Origin of the sequence: Aliiroseovarius sediminis, from assembly GCF_022678485.1 — a bacterium.
GTDB classification, from domain to species: domain Bacteria; phylum Pseudomonadota; class Alphaproteobacteria; order Rhodobacterales; family Rhodobacteraceae; genus Aliiroseovarius; species Aliiroseovarius sediminis.
The window spans coordinates 1-19,540 of the sequence record NZ_JALBYP010000018.1; the positions used below are offsets into that span (position 1 = coordinate 1).

Annotated in this window: 18 protein-coding genes; 6 read left to right on the forward strand and 12 right to left on the reverse strand. The window is 57.6% G+C overall.

All coding sequences use genetic code 11. From position 1 onward, the window contains the following. Positions 1-119 precede the first annotated feature (119 nt). The 6 genes from MN186_RS00085 to gap (MN186_RS00110) form a co-directional block, all read right to left on the reverse strand. Positions 120-335 carry a helix-turn-helix transcriptional regulator gene (locus tag MN186_RS00085; protein ID WP_242110745.1) on the reverse strand — a complete coding sequence of 72 codons (216 nt, stop codon included), beginning with the start codon at positions 333-335 and terminating at the stop codon, positions 120-122. A gap of 167 nt (positions 336-502) precedes the next feature. Next, the gene (locus MN186_RS00090) at positions 503-1,321 is read right to left on the reverse strand and encodes a hypothetical protein (RefSeq protein ID WP_242110746.1); all 819 of its coding nucleotides are present in this window, start codon (positions 1,319-1,321) and stop codon (positions 503-505) included. Positions 1,322-1,372: 51 nt separating this feature from the next. Next, on the reverse strand, positions 1,373-2,530 hold the full coding sequence (locus MN186_RS00095) for a site-specific integrase (RefSeq protein WP_242110747.1): 1,158 nt from the start codon (positions 2,528-2,530) through the stop codon (positions 1,373-1,375). A gap of 362 nt (positions 2,531-2,892) precedes the next feature. Further along, entirely contained in the window at positions 2,893-3,891 is a 999-nt protein-coding gene (gene gap / locus MN186_RS00100) for a type I glyceraldehyde-3-phosphate dehydrogenase (RefSeq protein WP_242110748.1), read from the reverse strand. Between the two features lie 125 nt (positions 3,892-4,016). Continuing rightward, entirely contained in the window at positions 4,017-4,160 is a 144-nt protein-coding gene (locus tag MN186_RS00105) for a hypothetical protein (protein WP_242110749.1), read from the reverse strand. A gap of 110 nt (positions 4,161-4,270) precedes the next feature. After that, positions 4,271-5,269: a type I glyceraldehyde-3-phosphate dehydrogenase gene (gap, locus tag MN186_RS00110; RefSeq protein ID WP_242110750.1), complete on the reverse strand. Its 999-nt coding sequence runs from the start codon at positions 5,267-5,269 to the stop codon at positions 4,271-4,273. A gap of 246 nt (positions 5,270-5,515) precedes the next feature. Here gap (MN186_RS00110) and MN186_RS00115 point away from each other — a divergent pair, with 246 nt between their 5' ends. Then, the gene (locus MN186_RS00115) at positions 5,516-6,478 is read left to right on the forward strand and encodes a DUF808 domain-containing protein (protein WP_242110751.1); all 963 of its coding nucleotides are present in this window, start codon (positions 5,516-5,518) and stop codon (positions 6,476-6,478) included. 199 nt (positions 6,479-6,677) lie between these two features. Here MN186_RS00115 and tkt read toward each other — a convergent pair whose 3' ends face one another. Continuing rightward, positions 6,678-8,702 (reverse strand): transketolase, encoded by a 2,025-nt coding sequence (gene tkt / locus MN186_RS00120; RefSeq protein WP_242110752.1) that lies wholly within the window; start codon positions 8,700-8,702, stop codon positions 6,678-6,680. A gap of 238 nt (positions 8,703-8,940) precedes the next feature. Between tkt and MN186_RS00125 the strand changes: the two genes are divergently transcribed. From MN186_RS00125 to MN186_RS16590, 3 genes are all read left to right on the forward strand, one after another. Then, positions 8,941-9,468 carry a hypothetical protein gene (locus MN186_RS00125; protein ID WP_242110754.1) on the forward strand — a complete coding sequence of 176 codons (528 nt, stop codon included), beginning with the start codon at positions 8,941-8,943 and terminating at the stop codon, positions 9,466-9,468. Then, the gene (locus MN186_RS00130; protein ID WP_242110755.1) at positions 9,461-9,844 is read left to right on the forward strand and encodes a cell division protein ZapA; all 384 of its coding nucleotides are present in this window, start codon (positions 9,461-9,463) and stop codon (positions 9,842-9,844) included. The genes MN186_RS00125 and MN186_RS00130 overlap by 8 nt, the downstream gene beginning before the upstream one ends. A gap of 75 nt (positions 9,845-9,919) precedes the next feature. Beyond that, entirely contained in the window at positions 9,920-10,099 is a 180-nt protein-coding gene (locus MN186_RS16590; protein WP_353890301.1) for an MliC family protein, read from the forward strand. A gap of 92 nt (positions 10,100-10,191) precedes the next feature. Here MN186_RS16590 and grxD read toward each other — a convergent pair whose 3' ends face one another. The 5 genes from grxD to MN186_RS00155 form a co-directional block, all read right to left on the reverse strand. Further along, on the reverse strand, positions 10,192-10,554 hold the full coding sequence (gene grxD / locus MN186_RS00135) for a Grx4 family monothiol glutaredoxin (RefSeq protein WP_242110757.1): 363 nt from the start codon (positions 10,552-10,554) through the stop codon (positions 10,192-10,194). 60 nt (positions 10,555-10,614) lie between these two features. Next, positions 10,615-10,857, reverse strand: a complete 243-nt coding sequence (locus MN186_RS00140; RefSeq protein ID WP_242110759.1) for a BolA/IbaG family iron-sulfur metabolism protein — start codon at positions 10,855-10,857, stop codon at positions 10,615-10,617. A gap of 59 nt (positions 10,858-10,916) precedes the next feature. Then, the gene (locus MN186_RS00145; protein WP_242110761.1) at positions 10,917-11,453 is read right to left on the reverse strand and encodes a hypothetical protein; all 537 of its coding nucleotides are present in this window, start codon (positions 11,451-11,453) and stop codon (positions 10,917-10,919) included. Positions 11,454-11,456: 3 nt separating this feature from the next. Next, positions 11,457-13,616: a phosphoribosylformylglycinamidine synthase subunit PurL gene (gene purL, locus MN186_RS00150; protein WP_242110762.1), complete on the reverse strand. Its 2,160-nt coding sequence runs from the start codon at positions 13,614-13,616 to the stop codon at positions 11,457-11,459. A 442-nt stretch (positions 13,617-14,058) separates the two neighbouring features. Then, positions 14,059-14,952, reverse strand: coding sequence for a LysR family transcriptional regulator (locus MN186_RS00155; protein WP_242110763.1), 894 nt, complete (start codon positions 14,950-14,952; stop codon positions 14,059-14,061). A gap of 168 nt (positions 14,953-15,120) precedes the next feature. Between MN186_RS00155 and MN186_RS00160 the strand changes: the two genes are divergently transcribed. Together MN186_RS00160 and murI are read left to right on the forward strand one after the other, a co-directional pair. Beyond that, on the forward strand, positions 15,121-18,537 hold the full coding sequence (locus tag MN186_RS00160) for an indolepyruvate ferredoxin oxidoreductase family protein (protein ID WP_242110764.1): 3,417 nt from the start codon (positions 15,121-15,123) through the stop codon (positions 18,535-18,537). A gap of 137 nt (positions 18,538-18,674) precedes the next feature. Next, on the forward strand, positions 18,675-19,487 hold the full coding sequence (gene murI, locus MN186_RS00165) for a glutamate racemase (protein WP_242110765.1): 813 nt from the start codon (positions 18,675-18,677) through the stop codon (positions 19,485-19,487). Positions 19,488-19,540 lie beyond the last annotated feature (53 nt).

Consider the following 19,540-nt stretch of genomic DNA (forward strand, 5'->3'; position numbering starts at 1 on the left):
GGGCTAACCCCGTGGGAGTATCACCAACGGTCAAGAGAGGACCAAACCCTGAACAGAGCTAACCAATAAACGCGGACTCCAAGGGGAGCAGGTCAACTGTTGCGGGGCAAAATTGAATGTCAGATGGTTTGTGAGGTGTTGGACACCGTGCGGTCCGCGATCCACTTTTCCAGATCGGCGCGTCGGTACCGGATTGAGCGTGCGGATACTTTCACAAAGTCCGGTCCTCCGCCGCGATGCCGCCAGTTCTGCAAGGCGCGGACGGAATAACAAAGGATCGACGCGGCTTCGCGTTCGTCGACAAGGGTGCTGGGTTTGGGTTGGTTGTGTTGCATTGTGTTGACCTCACGTTGGTTGGCGTTTGATTTGTGAGGTGAAGATAGGCGGGCGCACTAGGCGCAAATAGACGACACGAACATTTAGTTCAGTGCACTAGGCTGAACTGAACTAATATCAATGAAAATAATTTGTTACGTGATTCCTATTAGTTTCGTGCATAGTTCTATGCAGGGCGTTTCGGTCCAGACAGCTTCCATGCTTCCGGTGCGGCAGCATCCCATATTCGTTTTTGAGCACGTTCTGAAAGTTCAGGATATTCGGATTTCATATCCGCTAAGATGGAATCCTTCTTTTGCGGTGTTGGATTCGTGCTAACCAGCTCTTTCATCCAAACTAAGGCACGTTCCTCGTCTGACAATTCACGCAACGCATTCTGAAAAAAAGGTTGTTGCTGGTGCCAGTATTCAAACGCGGTTCTTCTTACCAATGCTATGGCGCACCCCATCGAAGAAATGGAAGGTGGCGCATTGATCGTTGAGTATGGAAAGCTATAGTCCCATCCCTTCCTGTCGGGCCAGGTCGACCAATCGACCACCAGACCACCATAAGTTATTAAGTCGAGTTCCTTGGCCTTGAAAGCGGTGATCAACGTTGCCTCAGCGTCCATCCGGCGTTGATACGCTGCGTTTTCTTGATGTTGGTAGTGGTCGGGTTTGCCAAGAGAAAATAGCTTCTGTTCTGCAACCATCCTACGATCACGGGTTGCTGCCTTATTCTCTCGAAACGCCACATATTCTTTATCGGACAAGCCGTCCGTCGGGGTCATTGCCAATTCAAGTTCTTGTTGGCGCAATCGGGACACATTCTTTTCAAGAGCCGCCCGTTCTTGCTCAATTTGTTCCCCGGTGAAATCTGGTACGGCAAATTGTTCCCGTCCGGTCCAGTCATCGGGAAATAAAGACAAGCCGACGCGAAAGAAGGCTTCGCCCAAATAATGGTAATGGCGCAGGTCTATTTGCAAATTGGGATGTGGCTTAGTCATGGCTATCTCGCGGCTTTAAGTGTCGCTCGTGATCTAGCCCAATGCCTAAGCCTACGCCACACTTCCCAGCGCACTTGCAAGCCGATTGGCAATCTGCCCCGCTGCTTTTTGCACTGCATCGTCAGACAGGTGCGCATAGCGCAATGTCGTGGACAAGTTTTTGTGACCGAGAATTTCCTTCAAAGTGAATGGATCAATGCCGTTCATGACCGCAACTGACGCATAAGTGTGCCGTAGATCATGCACCCGCACATCACTCAGTCCAGCCCGTTCCCGAATTTTGCGCCAAGGCTTTTGCAGGTCGTTATAGTAACCGTCTGAGTGCGTTCCCAAGATGACATAGGGGTTACCGTCTCGGCGTTCCAAGGTGTCCAACAGCGCGCGGGCTTCTCGGGGCAGGGGGATGCGTCGCCGACCGGTCTTGCTGTCGGGCAATTCCAGATGGGTTCGGGTGACGTAATCCCATTTCAGCTTTTGAATTTCCCCAAGGCGACACCCTGTCAGCAACAGCAAATAGAAGGCGGCGAAAACGTATCGGGTGATTTCTTCGTTTTGCAGCATGTTCGCCAGAACCGTGCCAAGCCGTTCTTGTTCGCCTTCGTCCAGATAGCGTTTCTTTTCTTCCTCTGGATAGCGCTTGATACGGCGCGTTGGGTTGGTGTTCATTGCGCGCAATCCCCAGTCCTCGGCAAGGTTCAGCATTTTCGACAGAACCATAACGCCCCGATTGGCTTGATAGGGCGTATCGCGTCGTTTGAGGTGAAACGCTTGAATGTCGGTGAATGTGATCTCGGAAACCTTGATGCTACCAAGAACGGGGTTCACGACACCGCGCAGCATGTTGCGATAGTCGTATAGGGTTGTTGGCTTGCAATGCAGCGCCACATGGTCTGTCAGGAACCGTTCACCTAGTTCTTTGATCGTGGGGCTGCGCAGACGCGCCTTGCGTTCGGCTGACGGGTCAGACCCCCGCGCCACATCCGCCTGCACCAGCTTGGCATCCTTGCGGGCCTCTTCGGCGGTTAGAACGCCATGCTGCCCGAGGTTCTTTCGCCGTGTGCGCCCGTGCAGCCGATATTGCACCACATAGACCCGCCGCCCTGTCGGATACACCCTGATCCCAAAGCCTGCCAATTCATCATCCCAAAGGATGCGTTCCTTGGGTTCTGGTGATAGGCTTTCAACAAGTCGTTTGGTCAGTTTTGGCATCGTCATTCCTACTCTTGATCACGAAATCCGGAAGCATATCGGAAGCACCGTGCAGCGTTTCGTGGCGTTCATGATGTAGGGTTGGCGTGCGAGGCGTCAATGAAAACTGTTTTAATTCATGCATTTATGGCGGTTTGGCGAGGTGCGGCGAAAACCGGCGAAAACCCATTTTGGCCGTTTGTAATCAGTAGGTCCGCGGTTCGAGTCCGTGTGGGGCACCATTTTCAAGATATTGGCTGCTTCTTGGTGTCGGCAAAAGTTGAGGCGCGGGGCCGCGTTTCCCTCGTACGTCGTGCTGCGTAAGATTGTTACAAAAGAAGAAGCCGGGCAGGATCCCGGCTTCCACGTTGATCAACGTCCGATTAGAGATGCTTTGCCATCTCAACCGCGGTGTCCAGCATTCGGACGCTGAAGCCCCATTCGTTGTCGTACCAAGCCAGTACCCTCACCATATTTCCGTCCAGCACCTTGGTTTGGTCCAGCGCGAAATTAGATGAGTGGGGGTCGTGATTGAAATCGGCCGAGACCAAGGGCCGGTCGACAATTCCAAGCACACCTTTTAGCGGGCCGTTGGCCGCGTCGATGGCGACTGTGTTGATTTCATCGACCGTCGTATCGCGCGATGCTTCAAAGGTCAGATCGACGCACGAGACGTTCGGCGTTGGCACGCGGATGGCCACGCCATCCAGCTTGCCCGCCAGGTCTGGCAACACAAGGCCGACGGCGCGGGCGGCGCCGGTGGTGGTGGGGATCATGCTAAGCGCTGCGGCGCGTGCGCGATAGAAATCACTGTGCAGGGTATCCAAGGTCGGCTGGTCGCCAGTATATGAATGGATTGTGGTCATAAACCCTTTCTTGATGCCGACAGCGTCGTTCAACACCTTGGCGACCGGCGCCAGGCAGTTCGTCGTACACGACGCGTTCGAGACATGCACATCGTCTGCCGTCAGCGTGTCATGGTTCACGCCATAGACGATTGTTTTGTCCGCCCCGGATGAGGGGGCCGAGACCAGCACCCGGCTGGCACCGTTTTCCAGATGCACAAGTGCCTTGTCACCTTTGAAAATACCGGTGCATTCAAGCACGATATCCACATCGCCCCACGGCAGCTCGGCAGGGTTGCGGATCGCCGTAACCTTGATCGGGCCTCGGCCTGCGTCGATGGTGGTGTCGGTCCATTTGACCTCGTTCGGAAACCGGCCATGCACGCTGTCGAATTGCAGAAGATGGGCGTTCATCTCAACCGGACCGAGGTCGTTGATCGCGACCACCTCGATATCGTCCCGGCCTGTTTCATGGAGGGCACGCAGTACCAGCCGTCCGATCCGTCCAAATCCATTGATAGCCACTTTGACTGTCATATTCATCTTCCTTGCATGAGCGTAGCCTGCCGATGGAAGCGGCGAAGCCGATCGTGTGGTGTGAGCGCTAACATGGCTATTTCTGCTAAAAGGTCAAGGGAAGATGGAAGACGCGGCGGTTCATCTTAGCGCCAGAAGGCCATCCATTCGGTCATATCCAGAAATTTCTTGGACAGAAACACGACGCTGTTGCCATGGTTCAGAAGCAAATCGGCACTAATCAGCGCAACGATCAAAATGCCAAGAACAAAGGCGATCTTGTTGGTCACGGCTGGCTCCTGCCTGTTTCAAACACTTATTGCCGTGGGTGGCGGGCTGGGGCAAGGGCAAAAGAAAACCCCCGCCCAGGGGCGGGGGTATGGCTCGGATGGCGGGTTGCTTAGAACGAGCCCATCATCACCGCGACATCTGCCATGCGGGTCGAAAATCCCCATTCGTTGTCATACCAGCCCATCACGCGGACGGTGCGGCCACCAACAACCTTTGTCTGGTCAGGGGCGAATATCGAGCTTTGTTCGGTGTGGTTGAAGTCGATGGAAACCTTGGGTTCGGGGTCATAGCCCAACACGCGTGACATGGCGCCTTCGGCGGCTTCGCGCACGATCTGGTTGACCTCTTCAACGCTCGTATCGCGACCGGCTTCGAATGTCAGGTCGATAGCGGACACGTTCGGGGTGGGCACGCGCATGGCGGTGCCGTCCAGCTTGCCTGCCAGTTCCGGCAGGACTTCGCCCAAGGCTTTCGCCGCACCGGTCGAGGTGGGGATGATCGCCATTGCCGCCGCACGCGCGCGATAAAGGTCGCTGTGGCGGCGGTCCAGCGTCGGCTGGTCGCCGGTGTAGGAGTGGATAGTGGTCATGATACCACGTTCGATCCCCAGCGCATCGTGCAGCACCTTGGCGAGCGGGGCCAGACCGTTCGTTGTGCATGAGCCGTTCGAGACCATGTTGTGATGTGCTTCCAGTTCTTTGTCGTTCACACCAAGAACGATGGTTTTTTGCACGTTCTTTGCAGGGGCCGAGATCAGCACCTTGCGCGCACCCTGTTCGATGTGGCGCTTGGCTTTTTCGCCGTCGTTGAAGTTGCCAGTGCATTCCAGAACAACGTCACAACCGGTCCAGTCCAGTTCGCCCATGTCATAGGTCGACATCATCTGCATCGGGCCGCGGCCCACATCCATAGTCTTTTCGCCCAGCTTGATGTCGTTCGGGAAGCGGCCATGGACGCTGTCGTATTTCAGCAGGTGCGCAGCAGTTTCCAGCGGGCCGGTCGCGTTTACCTTAACCACGTTGATGTCGTTGCGCCCTGATGCAGCAATTTGCGCCAAGGTGCAGCGACCGATGCGGCCAAATCCATTGATACCCACTGTGACGGTCATGTGTCTTCCCCTCAGGTTTTGGCCCGGTGGCCGCAAGAACTTTCCGCTGATATACCGCTCAAGCCCCGATGTCCCAACCCGCAAAACGCGTTTGGTGAAGGCTTGTTAGCGAAAACATGGCGGAGTGCGTAGACGTTAGCGCAAACGCCTTGCGCCAAAGATGAAACGCAAATCCCGCGTGGGTGCTTTTCACGACCGCAGAAAGCCACTAGGTTTCATTTCTAGATCACGAAAAGGGTGGATTTGATGAGTGGTTTGATCGCGCTGTTGGACGACGTGGCGGGTATTGCAAAAATCGCGGCGGCGTCGGTAGACGATGTGGCGGGGCAGGCGGCCAAGGCTGGGGCGAAAGCAGCGGGGGCGGTGATTGACGATGCCGCCGTGACACCGAAATACGTCCAGGGATTTGAGCCAAAGCGAGAGCTGCCGATTATCGGGCGCATCGCGTGGGGGTCGATCAAGAACAAGCTGATCATCCTGCTGCCGATTGCGCTGCTGCTGTCGTCGTTCGCGCCTTGGCTGATCGCTCCGCTTTTGATGCTGGGCGGGGCTTATCTGTGCTTCGAGGGGGCGGAAAAGGTCTGGCATGTTCTGTTCCCACATGAAGAAAAATGGGACCATGCCGAACATGACATCGGTGATCCGGCGCATCTTGAGAAAGAGAAGATTGCGGGTGCGATCAAGACGGATTTCATCTTGTCAGCCGAGATCATGACCATCGCCTTGTCCGCCATTCCCCACAGCAACATCTGGATGGAGGCCGCAACGCTGGCTGTGGTTGCGGTTGGAATCACGGTCGTTGTCTATGGGTCGGTGGCATTGATCGTGAAGATGGATGACGTTGGCCTATGGCTGGCGCAGCACGGCAATCTGTCGGTGACTCGGGGCTTTGGACGTGGGGTTGTCAACGCTATGCCGGGGTTCCTCAAGCTGTTGATGGTCATCGGCACCGCTGCGATGATCTGGGTTGGTGGTTCCATTATCATCCACGGGCTGCGCGAATTGGGTCTGGATCAACCGTATCACATCATCCACGACATCGCGGTTACGGCAGCCCAAGCGGTGCCTAAAATGCCGGGCTTCGTGGAGTGGTTCGTCACGGCAGCGTTGGACGGTGTTGTCGGGCTTGTGCTTGGCGTCTTGATGATCCCGTTTGCCACGCGTGTCATCGGTCCGGTCTGGCAATCTGTGTTCAAGGGCAAGGCCTAGATGGTGCGCAACGCCGTTCGTTTTACGTGCTGTATTCCGTCGCATCCCCCACCGGGTTTGTCAGAAGTGGAACCAGCTTACGCGAAATAGGCGGTTGGGTGAGATCAGAGCGGCTGGTGGATAGGTTTTGCTTTCTTGATTGAAAAAACGCTCCGTCAGTTGAACTGACGGAGCGTTTTTATCCTGTTGCCTAGCTGGGTCAGTCCAACAGATCCTTCACTTTCGCCACGACGTTGTCTGCGGTAATGCCGAATTTTTCGAACAGCACGTCAGCTGGGGCGGATGCGCCGAAACTGTCCATGCCCACGAAGCCGGCTTTGGCTTCGCGACCACGTTCGCCCAGAAGCCAGCGATCCCAGCCGCCATCACGCACGGCGGCCTCGATGCCGACGCGGATGGGGCCTGCGGGCAGCACCTTGCGGCGGTATGCGTCGTCTTGTTGGGCGAACAGCTCCATACAGGGCATGGACACCACGCGGGTGCCGATGCCCTGGGCTTCCAGTTTGGCGCGGGCGTCCATCGCCAACGACACCTCGGAACCCGTGGCAATCAGGATCACCTGACGCTTGCCGGCTTCCGCATCGGCCAGAACATAAGCACCCTGAGCGGTCAGATTTTTCTGCTTATACTCGGTGCGCACGGTCGGCAGGTTCTGACGGGTCAGAACGAGGGTCGAGGGCACGTCTTTCGAGGACAGAGCAAGCTCCCACGCTTCGGCCGTCTCGGCGGTATCTGCTGGGCGGAAGGTCAAGCTGTTAGGGGTCGCGCGGCAGATCGCCAGATGCTCGACCGGTTGGTGGGTTGGGCCGTCTTCACCGACGCCGATTGAATCGTGGGTCATCACGAACACGGTCGGGATCTTCATCAACGATGCCAGACGCATCGCCGGGCGGGCGTAGTCGGTGAAGCAGAAGAACGTGCCGCCATAGGGGCGCATGCCGCCATGCAGAACCATGCCGTTCATCGCAGCCGCCATGCCATGTTCACGGATGCCCCAATAGATGTAACGCCCCTTACGGTTGTCCACATCAAACACGCCCAGATCACCCGTCTTGGTGTTGTTCGATCCGGTCAGATCAGCCGATCCACCAACCGTTTCCGGCATTACGGGGTTGATCACCTCAAGCGCCATTTCTGACGATTTGCGGGTGGCGACATTGGGTTTGCCTTCGGCCACCTGCCGTTTCAGAGCGCGCACAACGCCGCCGAGTTTCTTCGGCACGTCCAGCGCATAGGCCCGGTTGAACTCGGCCTGTTTGCGTTCGCTGATCGACGCAAAGCGGGCTTCCCACTCGGCACGGGCTTCGGCGCCTTTGGCGCCGATGGCTTCCCATTCCGCTTTAACGTCGTCCGGCACCTGGAAGGCACCAAGCGGCACGCCGTACGCCTCTTTCGTGGCTTTCAGTTGATCTTCGTCGGTCAACGCGCCGTGACCTTTCGAGGTATCCTGCGCCGCGTGCCCCAAGGCGATATGGGTCTTGCACGCGATCATCGAGGGTTTCTTGGTGGTCTTGGCTTTGGCAATAGCCTCGTCGATCTGTTCGGGATCATGCCCGTCGATTTCCTGTACGTGCCAGCCCGCGGCTTTGAAACGCTGCACCTGGTTGGTGCAATCGGACAGCGACACCTTGCCGTCGATGGTGATGTCGTTGTTGTCCCACAACAGCACCAGCTTGCCCAGCTTGTGACGCCCGGCAAGGCCGATGGCTTCGTGGCTGATGCCCTCCATCAGGCAGCCGTCGCCAGCAATGACATAGGTATAATGGTCGACGATCTTCTTGCCAAAGCGCGCGCGCTGGATTTCCTCGGCCATCGCGAAACCGACGGCGTTGGCAATGCCCTGACCCAGCGGGCCCGTCGTGGTTTCAACGCCCGCGACGTGACCGTATTCCGGGTGGCCGGCCGTGATCGCGTTCCATTGGCGGAAGTTCTTGATTTGGTCCAGCGTCACATCTTCATAGCCTGTCAGATGCAGCAGCGAATAAATCAACATTGAGCCGTGGCCAGCCGACAGGATAAACCGGTCGCGGTCCGCCCAACGGGGGGCCGACGCATCAAACTTCAAATGATTTTCAAACAGAACTGTTGCCACATCGGCCATGCCCATTGGCATACCCGAGTGGCCCGAGTTCGCGGCGGCGACCGCATCCAGGGTCAGCGAACGGATCGCAGCGGCTTTGTTCCAGTGATCGGGGTGGCTTGCGCGTAGTGTGGCGATGTCCAACGGTCAACATCCTTTGGCAAAGTTGAGGTTGGATACCTGATAGCAGCCATTCGCCAAGGGTCAAGCCAAGGTGCATGTCGCCCGCCAAGTGATTGGAAAAGAACGAGGGGCGCATTTTTAACTTTGGTCGGGTAAGATCGGCTTACACTTGCGCAGGGCCGATTCGCCCGAATGTCCTGCGTTGTCAGATGGGCAGGCATGTGACAAGATCGGGCGATAAACAGGTTCAGGGCAGAACATGAACGACATTTCCGAGTTGGAAACCCGCATCACCACCGCGTTGGAGCGGATCAGCGTCGGTCTTTCGACGCTGTCCCCACAAACGCCGGGGGCAGAGGACGACATCGCGCGGCTGACCGCTGCGCTGGAGGAAGAACGCACCGCCAAACACCAATTGGCAGACCGTATGAATGAGGTGCAGGAGGGTCACGCTACAGAACTTGACGCCCTGCGCGCTGAGCTTGAGCGGTTGACGGCGCAACTCGCCACCGACGAGGTGGTCATCACCAGACTGCGGCAGGCCAACGCCGATCTGCGCGAGAACAACGACGCACTGCGCAAAGCAATTGATGATGGTGCGGTTGATGCCGATCTGGTCAACAGTGCTATGGCCGCCGAACTTGAAGGCGTGCGCGTCGCGCAAACTGCCGACCGCGCTGAACTGGACGCGGTTCTGGGCGAACTGGGACATTTGATCGCCGCAAGCGCGCCTGATGCGTCGGGTGGGGACACCAGCGGAAACGGCAAGGAGGGTACCGATGCCTGATATCAACATATCCATTGGTGGTCGCACCTTCGATGTCGCATGTCAGGAAGGCGAAGAGCATTTTTTGTTGGCAGCCGCCAAGATGCTGGACAACGAAGCCTCGGTTCTGGTGGGGCAAATGACCAACCTGACCGAAAGCCGCATGCTTTTGATGGCAGGGCTGATGCTGGCCGATAAGACGGCAGGGATTGAGGATAAGGTGAAGCTGGCCGACAAAAAAGTCGCTGATCTTGAGGCGCAGCTATATGCCCTTCAAAATGCTGCGCCGCAAAAGGTCGAAGTGCCTGTCATTCCCGACGCCGTCACAGATACCTTGGCCGAAATTGCCGCCCGTGCCGAAGCTGTTGCTGCCGAAGTCGAGGAGCGCACATCTTAACGTGCGCGAGTTAAGCTGAGCGCGGGATCACCGCATGAGCCTTTGGTTATAGGCGCGTTCTCTGCTGAGAATATCTTGACTGCGTTATATGACTGTGAACGCGGTGCAACTGGGACCGCGACTGTTATCAATGCTGCTGATGCGCCTTTTCCGGTCGTGTTGGTCGTCGCACAGCGGGTCGGGATGGAAATCACCCGGTCAGCCTCGGGCGTCCAATATGCTCAGACCCTGAACGCTGCGAGCTGGGTCTGGTGAACCAAAGGTGACGAAGCGTTTCCGCCGTGCGAATATGTGCAAAAGGCACGGATGAAACGCTTCTGTCGCAATCAGTCGCGCCGCAATGGACCTTAGCCGTTGGCTTCACGGATCTTGTCTGCGGCTTCCTTGTTATAAACAACACCGTTTTCTTCAAACAGTGTGTCCAACTCGCCCGATAGGGTCATTTCGGTGATGATATCGCAACCGCCGACGAACTCGCCTTTCACGTAAAGCTGCGGGATCGTTGGCCAGTCCGAGTAATCCTTGATACCTTGACGAATTTCCTCATCTGCCAACACGTTTACGTCGGCGAAATCCACGCCCATGAAGTTCAAAACACCGGCCACGCGGGATGAAAACCCGCATTGTGGCATGTCCTTCGTGCCTTTCATGTAAAGCACAACGTTGTTGGCTTTGACGGTGTCTTGGATTTTTGTTTTTGCGTCAGTCATTTGATCATCCTTGATTTCTTAGGTTGGGCCGTGCGGCATGGCGAAGTTGCTTGGGCCGCGTCAGTCGGGCACCTTGGTGGTCAGCGCCAGCGCATGAAGCTCGCCTTGGCTGCCATCCATCTTGCCTTTCAGAGCGGCATATACGGCGCGCTGTTGTTGCACCCGGTTCTTACCACGAAAGCTTTCGTCCACCACCTCGGCGGCATAGTGATTTCCGTCGCCTGCCAGATCGGTAATGGTGATTTTTGCGTTCGGAAACGTTTCGCGGATCAACGTTTCAATTTCGGATGCTTCGATGGCCATTGTCAGAACCTCGTCATTGTTTATGCCAATCTATGGGCGGGGCAGGGGGGCTGCAAGGGTCAGCGGCGCGTTGCAGCGTCGCGGAAGCTGGACAAGACCGCGCGGGCGTCCGTCAAGATGCCGGCTTGCTCGGCGTGCGCCAGCCCTTCGGCCGTCCAAGCAGGGTTAGGCAGCAGGCGGTTCAGCATCTCATGCCGCGCGTGTTCCTGTGCGGCAGACAGTGGCAGGCGTTCGGCGACGCGAAACAGTTCAATCATGTCGCAGATGGCGCGCATCCGACGATAGGCCTCAGAGATATCCGCAAGGAGTTGGCGATCGTTGCGCCAGCGTTTGCGCGGGAAGATATGTGCCATCACGTATGGCCCGGCACCCTTGCAATCGAACCGTGCGCAGCCGGAAAACCCCTGATCCTCGAGGGTTTCATGGATGCGGCACAGGTTGTCGCTGCCCAGATGGCGGCAGGGGGCCAGCGCGGGTTTTGCGAAGGCAAAGTCGTCGCCCGCATCAAACCCCGGCGCCACGCAGCACAGCCCCGCACAGGCGGCGCAATCGGCCACCAGTGCGGTCATGTCCTGTGGGTCGGGCGCGGGTGTCATGGCCTAGCGATGTGCCTGATCAAAGCCGGTGCGGAAAATCTGGGCCAACTCGTCCAGCGGGGCTTCTGACCCGCCCATCTTGATCGTATCGCCACAGAAGCGGCCAACCGAAGCAACCGGTATGCCCAGTTTGCCCGCTTCGATCATCAGCGCCTCGGCCTGATCGAAATTGCAGGCCACCAGATAGCGCGCCTGATCTTCGCCAAACAAGGTGGGCGTGTCGGCTGTATCCAGCACGACCCCGACGCCACCGGCTTCAGCCATTTCGAAGGCGGCAAGGGCAAGCCCGCCATCGGACAAGTCCGTGCAGGCCTTGATTAACTCGCGATTAGCGCGGATGAAATCGCCGTGCGTCCTTTCGGCCTCAAGGTCCACGTGCGGCGCGTCGCCGTCTTCGCGGTTGAAGACCTCGGCCAGTAGGGCGGATTGGCCCAGATGACCGTGGGTTTCACCCACGACCATCGCCACATGCCCGTCGCGCGCCACGCCGTCGATCATGTCATCAAGGCTGTCCAGAAGGCCCACGGCGCCAATGGTTGGCGTTGGCAGAATGCCTTGACCGTCTGTTTCATTATAAAGCGACACGTTGCCTGACACGATGGGCACATCCAGCGCGGCGACCGCCTCACCGATGCCTTTGATGGCACCTACGAGCTGGCCCATGATCTCGGGCTTTTCGGGGTTGCCGAAGTTCAGGTTGTCGGTGGTGGCCAAGGGTTTCGCGCCCACGGCAGTCAGGTTGCGATAGGCTTCGGCCACGGCCTGTTTGCCGCCTTCAAATGGGTTGGCTCTTACATAGCGCGGTGTCACGTCCGAGGTGAACGCAATTGCCTTGTCGGTTCCGTGCACGCGCACAATGCCTGCGCCCAAGCCGGGTGCGCGGACCGTGTCGGCCATCACCATATGATCATACTGTTCGTAAACCCACTGTTTCGCGGCATAGTTTGGTGAACCGATCAGCGCCTTCAGCCCGTCAATCGCGTCGATTTCGGGGACGTCCGACAGCGCTTCCGCCGCAGGTGTTTCAACCCAAGGACGGTCATATTCCGGCGCGCGGCCCGACAAGGGGGACAGCGGCAGATCAGCCTTCACTTGATTGTTGTGCATGATCAGGAAGCGATCTTCGGCAAGGGTTTCCCCGACAATTGCAAAGTCGAGATCCCATTTTTCGAACACCGCACGGGCCTCGGCCTCTTTTTCAGGCTTCAGCACCATGAGCATGCGTTCTTGGCTTTCGGACAACATCATCTCGTACGCGGTCATGTTGTCCTCGCGCTGCGGGACGGCTTCGAGGTTCAACCGAACGCCAAGACCCCCTTTGTCACCCATCTCGACCGCCGAGCAGGTCAGGCCAGCGGCCCCCATGTCCTGGATCGAGATCACGGCGCCTGTGGCCATCAGTTCCAGCGTGGCTTCCATCAGGCGCTTTTCGGTGAAGGGGTCGCCGACCTGCACGGTGGGGCGCTTTTCTTCGATCGTGTCGTCGAATTCAGCCGAGGCCATCGTCGCCCCGCCCACACCGTCGCGGCCTGTCTTGGCGCCGAGATAAACGACCGGCATGCCGACACCGGACGCTGCAGAGTAGAAAATCTTGTCGGTCTCGGCCAGACCTGCCGCAAAGGCGTTTACTAGGCAGTTGCCGTTATAGGCGCGGTGAAAGCGCACTTCGCCGCCCACGTTGGGAACGCCGAAACAGTTGCCATAGCCGCCTATGCCTTCGACCACGCCGTTCACAAGCTGCTTGGTCTTGGGGTGATCGACCTCACCAAACGACAACGAGTTCATGGCGGCGATCGGGCGCGCGCCCATGGTGAACACGTCGCGCAGAATGCCACCTACGCCGGTGGCCGCGCCTTGGTAGGGCTCGATATAAGAGGGGTGGTTGTGGCTTTCCATCTTGAACACGAGCGCCTGCCCATCGCCAATATCCACGATCCCAGCATTTTCGCCGGGGCCGCAGATGACTTGCGGGCCGTCGGTGGGAAGGGTGCGCAGCCATTTTTTTGATGACTTATAGGAGCAATGCTCGTTCCACATGGCCGAAAAGATACCCAGCTCGGTAAAGGTCGGCGCGCGACCGATGATTTCGAGGAGCAGCTTGTATTCGTCCGGTTTCAGACCATGTGCCGCAATCAGGTCGTCGGTGATCTTCGGCTCTTGCATGCCTGTTCCCCCTTAGGCTTCGATGCGGGCCTTTTAGGCGATGTGCGCAAGATGGGAAAGGGCAAAGGCTGGCGCTGCAGGGGCCGTGCAGGCATCCGCGAAAAAAAAGGCCGGGCATAGCCCGGCCAAGTCCAACAGGGAGGTAAAAGCCGACAAGACCTGGGTCGTAGTCGACTTTGAACTAGAATTAGGGTTCCGGGCGGGTGCAATCAAGTAAAATTGCCGCAATGCAGCTATGCTTTTGATGCATGCCTTGCGGTCGCAGGCGGGGTGTATTCGCGAATAAGTTGACGGCGAGTGAGATATTGATTGGAATTATAATGAGTTAATACGTCGTTGCAGTGGACGATAGTATACATTGACGCACACCCATAGAGCGTGACTTGTTGCAAAATAGCATCGCATGCCGCAAATTAGATCGTCGCCATTTGCACGTGTCACCCTAGCTTTGACGTATTTTCCTGTCGACGGCGAGTTCCTCGACAACAAAGTCGCGAAATGCTTCAATCCGTTTTGAGGCGCGCAATTCTTCAGGATAGGCAAGATAGACGGGGATTTTCCTGCTTTCAACATCGGGCAGAACGCGATGTAAATGGGGCTCGTCCTGAGTGATGTAGTCAGGCAGCAACCCGATTCCCAGATTGTTCAAGACCGCCTGCAGCACACCGAAATAGTTATTCACTGTCAAAAGTGATTTGACGTTGTAGGCCAGCAATTCGCTTGCCAGATCGGCGCCGGCGCGGACTTGGGCAGAGCCTGTATTCTGGCAGATCAGCCTGTGTTCGGACAGGTCGGAAAGTGTCTCGGGCGAGCCGTTTTCTTCTAGGTAAGTGGGCGTTGCGTACAGGCGCATGTGCACATCTATCAAGCGTTTGCGGATCAGGTCCGCCTGGCTTGGTTCCTTCATGCGGATTGCAACATCAGCCTCGCGCATAGGTAGGTCAAGCACGTGCTCTTCCAGCATCAGGTCGATTTTCAGATCTGGGAATTTCTCATAGAGCTTGGGAAGACGGGGGGCGAGCCACAGCGATCCGAAAGCGGTGGTGGTGGTCACGCGCAATTCGCCAAACACTTCTTCCTTACTGTCGCGGATGCGCGCCACCGCAGCGTCGATCCGCTGATTGATCGAGCGTGACGCATCGAATAGAAGTTCGCCCTGTTCGGTCAAAATCAAGCCCCGTGCGTGGCGGTGAAACAGGGTGGCATTCAAGCTTTCTTCTAGCGCGCGAATCTGGCGCGACACGGCGGATTGCGACAGGTGAAGCACATCGCCCGCATGGGTCAATGATCCGGCATCCGCCACGGCGTGAAATATTCTGAGCTTGTCCCAATCCATGATGAAATAACCGATACTTGATAGCGCTTAAAACTTTCACAGTGTTATCATTAGACCGCTGATGATTGCCAGCGTGGATTATCGTGTGAATTGATTTGATAGGTCATAACATTTGACCTATAATCCGAGGAAGTCCAGTGATCTATGTAACGTAGCGGGAGGTGCGTCATGGGGAAGCCAGAAATCACTCTGAATGATCGTTTTGATCTGACGAGGAAGCAGGTACTTCTGAACGGAACCCAAGCGATGGTCCGCCTGATGCTAATGCAGAAGCAACGTGATCGGGCGGCGGGTCTGGACACCGCAGGTTATGTCACGGGTTATCGCGGGTCGCCTTTGGGGGCGGTGGATTTGTGGATGGACCGCGCCCACAAAGTGCTGTCTCCCAATGACATCAAATTTCAACCGGGTCTGAACGAGGATCTGGCGGCCACTGCTTTGTGGGGCAGCCAGCAGGCGGAGCTGCGCGGCGAGGGAACGCATGATGGCGTCTTCGGTCTTTGGTATGGCAAGGGCCCGGGCGTTGACCGGACCGGTGACGTTATGCGCCATGCGAACATGGCCGGCACCAGCCCGCATGGCGGTGTGCTGATGGCGATGGGCGATGACCACACCGGCGAAAGCTCGACCGTCTTGCATCAATCAGATTGGGCGATGGTGGATGCGTATATCCCGGTGCTCAGCCCGGCGGGCGTGCAGGAAATTCTGGATTATGGCATTTACGGCTATGGCCTGAGCCGCTTCGCGGGCGTTTGGGTGGGGCTAAAGGTGATGAAAGATACGGTCGAGGCGACGTCGGTCGTCGATGGTGACCCGAACCGGATGAAACTGGTCACGCCGGAGTTTGATATGCCCGAGGGTGGGTTGAACATTCGGCTTGCAGATCAGCCGGTTCAACAAGAAGCGCGGATGATCGACTATAAACGCTTCGCCGCCGAGACATTTGCCCGCGCCAACCGGATCGACCAGCGCAAATGGGGCAAGCCCGGGGCCAAGATTGGGTTCGTGGCGGCTGGCAAGAACTGGCTGGACCTTGTGCATGCGATGGGCCTTCTTGGCATCGATGAGGCCGAGGCCGAACGTCTGGGCATCACCACCTACAAGGTAGGGCAGACCTTCCCGCTGGATATGGAAAGCTTCCACGAATGGGCCGAGGGGCTGGACCTGATTGTTGTCGTTGAAGAAAAACGTAAGCTGATCGAGGTGCAGATCAAGGAAGCGATCTTTGATGATCGCGGCGGCCGTCGCGTTTATGGCTGGCACAAGGGTGACACTTGGGAACATGGCCGCCGGTTGGAGCTATTCCCGACCCGCTATGCGCTGGACCCGATCATGATTGCCGAGAAAATCGGCGACATCCTGATCGAAGAAGGGCGCGGGACGGAATCCGTTAAGGCAGGTCTGACCATGCTGGCCGAGGCGAAAAGCGTAGATAATGCGCCCGATATCGCCGCGCGCCTGCCGTTCTTCTGTTCGGGCTGCCCGCACAACACCTCGACCAAATTGCCGGACGGGTCGCGGGCATATGCCGGGATTGGCTGTCATTATATGGTGCAGTGGATGGATCGTTCGACCGTCGGGTTCACCCAGATGGGCGGTGAGGGTGCCAACTGGGTCGGCGAGGCACCGTTTTCGAAGACCAAACATGTGTTCCAGAACCTCGGCGATGGCACCTATAACCACTCGGGTATATTGGCGATCCGGGCGGCGTTGGCGGCGGGCACCAACATCACCTACAAGATCCTCTATAACGACGCGGTTGCGATGACTGGCGGGCAGACCAACGAGGGCGATCTGGACGCCGTCCGCATCGCCCGCGAGGTGCAGGCGATGGGGGTTGAACATATCTTTCTTGTGTATGACGAAAAGGAAGATGTGGACCTATCGGCCTTTCCCAAGGGGCTGTCCCATCACACCCGAGATGAATTGTTGAAGATCGAGGAAAAGTGCCGCGACATCAGTGGTGTGTCGGTCATTCTTTATGTGCAAACCTGTGCGGCTGAAAAGCGCCGTCGCCGCAAGCGGGGTTTGTATCCCGATCCCGACAAGCGCGTGTTCATCAACACGGACGTGTGCGAGGGTTGCGGCGATTGCGGGGTGCAGTCGAACTGCGTCTCGATCGTGCCTGTGGATACGGAACTTGGCCGCAAGCGGGCGATTGATCAGTCCAGCTGTAATAAGGACTACAGCTGCGTAAACGGTTTCTGTCCCAGCTTTGTTACCATCGAAGGGGCGAAGCTGAAAAAGGCTGCGACGGCCGAGGTCGACCTGCCCGACCTGCCAGCGCCCGAACTGCCCACCATCGACGGCACGTTCAACACCGTCATCACCGGCGTTGGCGGCACCGGCGTCGTCACCATTGGTGCGATCATGGCACAAGCCGCGCATATCGATGGCAAGGGCGTCGGGATGATGGAAATGGCTGGGCTGGCCCAGAAAGGTGGCGCCGTCACGGTTCATTTACGTCTGGCAGAACGGCCCGAGGATATCTCGGCCATCCGGGTTGCGACCGGGGAATGCGATGCGCTGATCGGGTGTGACCTGGTGGTGTCGGCGACGTCTTCAACCCTGGGTCTGACCAGAGCCGGGCGAACCGGGGCTGTCGTGGATAAGCATGAAACGATCACCGGAGAGTTCACACGTAACACCGATTTCGCCATTCCGGGCGACCGCTTGCAACTGTCGCTTGAAGCGCGGCTGCGCGACCGCGTATCGCTGTTTGATGCGACCGAACTGGCGCGTGTGCTCATGGGGGACAGCATCTTCTCGAACATGATGGTTTTGGGGGCAAGTTGGCAGGCGGGTATCGTTCCGCTGACCCATGATGCGCTGATGTATGCGATTGAACTGAACGGGCAGGCCATCGAGCGCAACAAACACGCGTTCGAACTGGGCCGCTGGGCGGTGCTGCACCCCGAGGAAGCCGCGAAGATGGTCACCGGCGAGGTGGTCGAAAAGCCAAAGACCTTGGCCGAGATCATCGACTTCCGCGCTGATCATTTGACCACCTATCAGAACGCGCGGTTGGCGAAACGCTATCGTGCCTTTGTCGACCAGATGCCCGAGGCGTTGAAGGAACCAGTGGCAAGAAGCTATCACAAGCTCTTGGCCTATAAGGATGAATACGAGGTCGCGCGCCTGTTGTGCGACACCCGCGCCAAGGCCGAAGCAGAGTTCGACGGCGACCTGAAGCTGACATATCATCTGGCTCCGCCGATACTGGCTGGCCAGACGTCGGGCGGGCGGCCCAAGAAACGGGCTTTCGGGGAATGGTTCGAACGGGGTGCCCCTTGGCTTGCGCGGATGAAATTTCTGCGGGGTACGCCGTTTGATCCGTTCGGGCGGGCGCAAGAGCGTCGCACCGAGCGCGCCCTTATTGCCGCTTATGAGGCGGATATGAAAACCGTTCTGGCGGGGCTGACCGATGACAATCTTGTGATTGCGCAAGAACTTGCGGCACTGCCCCTGACGATCCGGGGCTTTGGTCCGGTGAAGGAAGCGAATGTGGAAAACGCCGCCGTGCGCCGGGCCGAACTTTTGGCGCAGTTCGGCGGGGACACGCCTCTGGCGCAAGCTGCCGAATAGAAATAGCCGTGCGCAAAGCATCGGCTGCGCAGCGGTTGTTTGGGCGGATTCTCGTCATGGTGCCGATTCTTCAATGGATTTCCGTCGTGAACAGACCTATGGCTTTCACAACGACAAAACGGACGGGACCACAGACAATGGCAGTAGGTATTTTCGATTCAGGTCTTGGCGGGCTGACGGTGCTGGATGCCGTGTCAAAGCGTCTGCCCGATGTGGATTTCGTCTATTACGCCGACAGCGCCCATGCGCCTTATGGTGTGCGCGATGCCGATGATATTTATGGCTTGACCACGAACGCTGTTCAGGCGCTGTGGGATCAGGGGTGTGACCTTGTGATCCTTGCGTGCAACACCGCATCAGCCGCGGCGTTGCGCCGGATGCAGGAAAGCTGGGTGCCCGGCGACAAGCGGGTTCTGGGTGTTTTCGTCCCGTTGATCGAGGCATTGACCGAGCGCAACTGGGGTGACAGCTCGCCGCCGCGCGAAGTGGCGGTGAAGCATGTGGCACTGTTTGCCACGCCCGCCACCGTGTCCAGCCGCGCATTCCAGCGTGAACTGGCCTTCCGCGCGATCGGTGTGGATGTCGAGGCGCAAGCTTGTGGCGGCGTTGTAGACGCCATCGAAGAAGGCGATATGATCTTGGCCGAAGCGCTGGTGCGCAGCCATGTGGATGCGTTGAAACGCAAGATGCCGATGCCCGAAGCTGCGATCCTTGGCTGCACCCACTACCCGTTGATGGACGAGGTGTTTCAGCACGCGCTTGGCCCGGAAGTGAAAGTTTATAGTCAAGCAAACTTAGTCGCAGACAGCCTTGCGGATTATCTGGAACGTCACCCGAACATGCAGGGCAATGGCAGGGGCGCGCAGTTTTTGACCACGGGCGACGCGTCACGCGTATCAAACCGTGCGACGCAATTCTTGCGACGAAAGATCACGTTCGAAGCTGCCTGATTGAAGGCAGCGGTCAAACGCACTACATCTTTTTCGACGTTCAGGAGGTCACA